We start from the raw sequence: 5,388 nt of genomic DNA, 5'->3' as shown, positions 1-5,388 counted from the left end.
GCCCTGGCCGAAGCCCTGGTCAGCTGGTCCACCAGCGGCATCCCGGACAACCCGACCAACTGGCTGACAACCGTCGGACGACGCCGCGCAATCGACTGCGCTGTGAGGTGGTCTCCATGCTGACGGCAGGCATGAGATGCCCTTGCAATGCCTATGGAATATAGTATATCTCTTATGGCAAACAGCCCCCTCTGCACCGGTGCTGGAACAACGCGTGCGCCAACGCGCTGAACTCCGCTGAGAGATCGAGGCGTGGGGTGTGTCATCGAGGAGGCGACGGCTACCGGGCGCCGGTCGCCCGCTGCGCCCGCATGCACAAGCGCCCTCTTCGGGGGCTACGGACAACGTTTGATGAACCACGAATGCCTTCTTTCACGCAAGGAGAGGAACAGTGATCGAGAAACACCGCTTTCGCGGGCGCCTGAGCGCGTTCGTAGCCGTGGTGCTGGCCACCGGGACAATGGCCACCGCCATCCTGCTCGCGGAGGCGAGAATCGGTCAGGCCACGGTAAGCGGCGTGATGAGCACGACGGGCAGCCCGAAGCTGGTTCCCAGGGGCGATTGCCCGACCGACGCTGACTTCGCTTGCTACACGCTCACGGTCCCGCTCGACCACAGTGGGCGGGTCGACGGCACGCTGGACCTGCAGGTGGCCGCCGCCAAGAATGTGGACGCGCCTCGGGGGGTGCTGCTCATGCTGAACGGCGGCCCCGGCCAGCCGTCGGAGATGTTCGTCGGCGCCTTGGCAGACCGGACGCCGGCGCTTAACGCTTTCTACCGCTGGGTCAGCATTGACCAGCGCGGAACCGGCGCGAACGCGCTCAAGTGCCCCAAGCTCCAGCAGGAGTACCGTAGCTCCGACATCGTCGCACCCTCGCGAGAGGCAGTCAGGGCATGCGGCGAGCTTCTCGGGGCAAACCGTCAGTTCTACCGGACCGAGGACACTCTGGCTGACCTGGAGCTGCTCAGGCGGGCGCTCGGCGTCCAGAAGATGTCCCTCAACGGCCTGTCTTACGGCACGCGCACGGCTGCGCTCTACGCCCTGGCGAGGCCAGGGAATGTGAACATGGTCGTGCTCGACTCTCCCATGCCGTTCGCCGACCCTGAACGAGACGACACCTTGAACCTCGCTCCAATGCGGGCGCACCGGCAGGTGCTTCGCGCCGCCTGCGCTGCGGTCAGCGGTTGCGATTGGGATCCCGTCAAGGATCTGGCATGGCTGGTGCGCCAGCGCGGAGACGGGGTGAAACTGCTCGACCTCATGGTGGCCGGAGGATTCGCAGACCCCAACTACTCGAGAATCATCAAGGCGATGCACGCGGCCCGCCAGGGTAATCCGGCCGACCTGAACAAGCTGCTCGCCAACCTCGCCGACGGGCAGCCGATGCCTTATGAGTGGTTCAGCTGGGGCCTTTCCAACGCAACGTTCTGTGCGGACATGCGTTTCCCATGGGGCGACGCCGCCACGCCGCTGATGCAACGCCCGGCCCCACTAGAGCGGGCTACAAGGCGCCTCCGCCCGGAGGATACCTATCCCTACGATCGCGCGACTGCTACCCGTCAAGGTTTTGTGTGGCGCTGCCTGATGTGGCCTGTCTCCCGACCTAGCAAGGAGCCGCCAGCGAACGCGAAGATCCAGGTGCCCACGCTGCTGCTGCATGGTGATCGCGACCTGTCTACGCCAAGGGAGTGGGCCGATGAGGTGGCCGAGCGGGCCCTGCAGCGCAAGCTCGTCGTCTCCCCGGGCTCGCCGCACATCGTCCAGTTGATGGAGCCCAGCACGCGGGGACGGGATGCCATGGTCGCGTTCCTAACCCAGCCTCGCTAGCGCGAGCCGTCGAACGGCCGAGGGCGTGCCGAGGAGGTTGATGACGCTCACCTGCACGGTTACTGATCAACATCGCGATGGGGTCTGTAGGGGGTTCTCTCCTAGACCCACACAGTAGCCAGCTGGGCGTTCTCGGATGCTGGGCTGAAGTTGACGAGACCCCGTCTGATTATCGCGATCAGGCGGGATCTTGTTGTTTCAAGGGTTTCGAACCCGGTTCGTGGCGGTTCGGGACCTGCGGCTAGGTGCTTGGAGGGGTTCGGGTGGTGGGAAGCCGCTGGTGGAATTGCCCCACAGGTCGCCGGGGCCGCGGTGGTCGCCTTCAGATGGCTGTTGGGCGATCGTGGTGGGTGTCGATCGGGGCCGTAAACCTCCTGTGTCGGCGATGCGACATTGGAGCCACTTTGGTGCGGCGGCGTCACAGGTCAGGTTGTTGGCGAGGGCGGCCTGAGCCAACCGATAGGAGCGGGTGCCGTTGAAGGTAAGCCGGTCCACCATCGCGGCGCAGAGCCGGGGCTCGGTGAAGGGTCTTTGGTCCAGCCGCCGGAGCTGTCGTTGGAGGCGATTGGCCACGCCGGCGGCGTCCTCCCGTTCGGTCAGTATCCGGGAGAGCAGGTCAGCGCCCCGTCTGTCGAGTTCTATGTAACCCAGCTCGTTGACGCCGAGCAGGGTCGTAACGGCCGCAGCAGGCGATGGTTTGGTCAGCACCATCTCGTCGGCGGCGTCGACTAGCTCGTGACGCGTTGGCAGCCAGGGATGTACTTGACTCCGGACGCGGGCCATGGCCGCCTCGGTGCCGGCGCGGAGCAGGTGGGACTTGCTCGTCCCGGCGTGTCAGATCAGGCAGAGCCGATGACCGTTCTTCACCCCTTTGCTGGCTAGCGTGTGAATGGTAGCGACGGGAAGTTGAGGGTTGGCCTCGAGTCGAGCTGATTCGGCCGCTGGAGCATCGAGTCCTGCGCCAGATCCGCGACGTCACCTCTACCGAGGACCATGCAAGGTCCTCCTCGCGTGAGAACGCTTCACCCTGGGGCGTAGCGCTCTCATCCTCTCAGCGACCGTCTTGCCTCCCGCGACCGTCCCCGTCCGCATTAGCTTGAAGCGGCTGCTGCCGACTAGCACCCCCATTTTGCTGGCGCCAGCCCCTAGAAAGAATGTCCAGCAAAAGTCCTCCCTGTGTCCTTGATTTTGTGCCATTGGCATCAATCATAATGTCAAGGGAGGATTGCACGAGGAGGCGACGCATATCGCTGATGGTGCAAGACTCGTGGAGAGCGTCCGACAATAATTCGGAAGGCAGCAAAGGCATGCGGGCTGGTCTAGCAGTGATAGGCGATAGATTGCTCACGCTCCTCGCCCCCAAGGCGGTCGCCAGTGCAGGAGCATGCGAGCATTGGCAAGGGTGCTTGTCTAGCAGTGCATGCTCGTCGGGACGTAGATGGTTTACTACCTACTCTAACTGTCATACGAAGTGGGGGGTCTGCTGCATACCAGGATAGGGGGGTAGAGGTAGGGTCCGGCAGCACTTTAATCTTTGCATTCTTTGTTTTGATCATCGTGCCTGCTTGCAAATATGGGCCCACCGAATGGCCACTGCGTAAGGCCTAAAGGGACCCGTCAGGTCACGTCCTTGATTAATCAAGGTGGTGGGAGGCAGCCTCTTAGTCGAGGACGGGGCTTGGCGTCACCTCTCGAGACCAGCAGCAAAGATCAACGATTCTCTAGGGAGAGATCGAGCTTCTGCATGAATGTCGCGGCCCGGAGTGTCACCTCTATCGAGAGAAGGGGAAGACGGACTCACGGGAACCTTCTGTCCTGCCAGAGCCCGGAAAGAAGTCGGAGCGTTGATCGCTTACATTGCCTTTGGTTGCCGGCTGCTACTTGCGGTTGTGTTCTTCGCTGCGGCGGCGGGCAAGTTAAGTAGGCGGCGTAATTTGGCTGAATTTCGAGCCTCGGTTGGGGTTTTCGGCGTAAAACCGCGCTGGCGTTCCGCCGTTGCCGCGGCAGTGATCGCATGCGAACTGACTGTGGCGGCGCTGCTGACGGTCAACGCCACTGCGCTTGTGGGTCTAGGCGGCGGGGCTGCGCTGCTGATTGTTTTCACTGCGGCGATCAGCTCAGTTGTGCAGCAGCGTACGTCGGCAAGCTGCCGGTGCTTCGGTATATCAGCGCAGCCACTAGGCCGGCGGCATCTGGTGCGTAACGCGATCCTGTTGTCGATCACCGCGGTGGGCGTCGCGGCGACCGTGCTGGCTACGGCTTTGGAAGATACGATCCGGAATCCGACCGCCTTGATGTTGTCCGGGTTCGTGGCCATGGTCTTGGCCGCTCTAGTCATCTCTTATGACGATCTTGTGGCAATGCTCCTTCCCCCATCGAAGCCGGTGAGAGGGCGAGCGTCGGGCTGATGCCCCTGAGTGGTCGAGGTCTCCGAAGTAGTTCGGTCGGTATCACCGGCTCCATCGGCGTGATCGCCTCCTGCCACACCACCTGCGTGCCGAGCCGGTGCTCAACCACCTGCTCTGGCCACGATCCGCGATCAAGCGCTGCTAGTAGCACCTGGCCTGACACTGCAGCCGTAGATGGGCTGCGTCACTGTGCTGTCGCCCTCGGGGGCGAGGCGGATCAGGTCGCGGCGGTTCGGCCTGACTGTGACCGGTGGGTGCGCTGGGCTGCCGGACCGCGCGGTCATCTTGCTGGCGTCCCGCTTAGGACTGCGAGCCGGCGAGGTCGCGTCCGTACAGGTCAAAGTTGACGGCAGGTAGGTCGCAGTGTGCGGTAAGGCAACCAGAGTGGTGGTCGTTGGCTGAGAACCAGCAGTGGACGTTGCTGGGAGCCAGCAGCGCACCCCCAGACCACTCGTCGTTGTTGCTGAGGTTGACAGCGGCCCTGTGGATGCCAGGGCCTGGGCCTACGTTGGTAGCTGTCAGCACAGTCGCTTCGCGCCAAACATTCCGCAGGAGCGAAGATCGCGGAGTATTGCCAGAACTTGTGAGCATCTGCTGCTGCTCCGCACTGACACAGCCAGATCAGCGCTGCCCGTAGGCGCAAGGTCTGCGGACGATGTCTAGTACGGTCGGCCACGAACCCCGCTCGCTCGGCAGTCGGTTTGCAGCTCGTGGATGAGATCGCCGCTGCCGGGACGCTGGAGCGATCTCACCTGCTGTACGCCGTACGCGCCGGGCTGCTGGCCCGGCTCGGACACCGGGAACAGGCCCGCGCCGACTACCTGAAAGCGGCCGAACTGTGCGGCAACGAGGCAGAGCGTGCCGTGCTGAACGCCAAGGCGGCCGAACAGTAACCAGCCCCGGCGCCCAGGGCGCCGGCGGCCCGGTAACGGAAGCGACGGCAGGGCCCCCCGGGGCAGGTCGACAGCCGCGGGACAGCCGGGACAGCCGGGGGACAGCCAGGGCAGTCGGGGCAGGTCGGCGGCGCCAGACCTGACCTTGGATGTGACATCTCCGCGTGTGGTGTCGATTTCTCTGGCTGCGGCTCGACCTGTGTGTGTAAGAGGCCACCAGCGCCGCGCAGTCGCATGAAAGGCAAGGACGATGTCCACT

The 5,388-nt window shown here is 63.8% G+C and carries 3 protein-coding genes; all 3 read left to right on the top strand.

What is annotated here, in order from left to right; all coding sequences use genetic code 11:
• Nucleotides 1-391: 391 nt before the first annotated feature.
• The 3 genes from ACIBH1_RS49020 (at nucleotide 392) to ACIBH1_RS49010 (ending at nucleotide 5,129) form a co-directional block, all read left to right on the top strand.
• Nucleotides 392-1,828 (top strand): alpha/beta fold hydrolase, encoded by a 1,437-nt coding sequence (locus ACIBH1_RS49020; RefSeq protein WP_397321040.1) that lies wholly within the window; start codon nucleotides 392-394, stop codon nucleotides 1,826-1,828.
• Nucleotides 1,829-3,672: 1,844 nt separating this feature from the next.
• Nucleotides 3,673-4,236, top strand: a complete 564-nt coding sequence (locus ACIBH1_RS49015) for a MauE/DoxX family redox-associated membrane protein (RefSeq protein WP_397321039.1) — start codon at nucleotides 3,673-3,675, stop codon at nucleotides 4,234-4,236.
• A gap of 701 nt (nucleotides 4,237-4,937) precedes the next feature.
• On the top strand, nucleotides 4,938-5,129 hold the full coding sequence (locus tag ACIBH1_RS49010) for a hypothetical protein (protein WP_397321037.1): 192 nt from the start codon (nucleotides 4,938-4,940) through the stop codon (nucleotides 5,127-5,129).
• Nucleotides 5,130-5,388 lie beyond the last annotated feature (259 nt).

Origin of the sequence: Nonomuraea sp. NPDC050663 (assembly GCF_044456985.1) — a bacterium.
Lineage (GTDB): Bacteria > Actinomycetota > Actinomycetes > Streptosporangiales > Streptosporangiaceae > Nonomuraea.
This window is presented reverse-complemented; position numbering and strand designations above follow the sequence as displayed.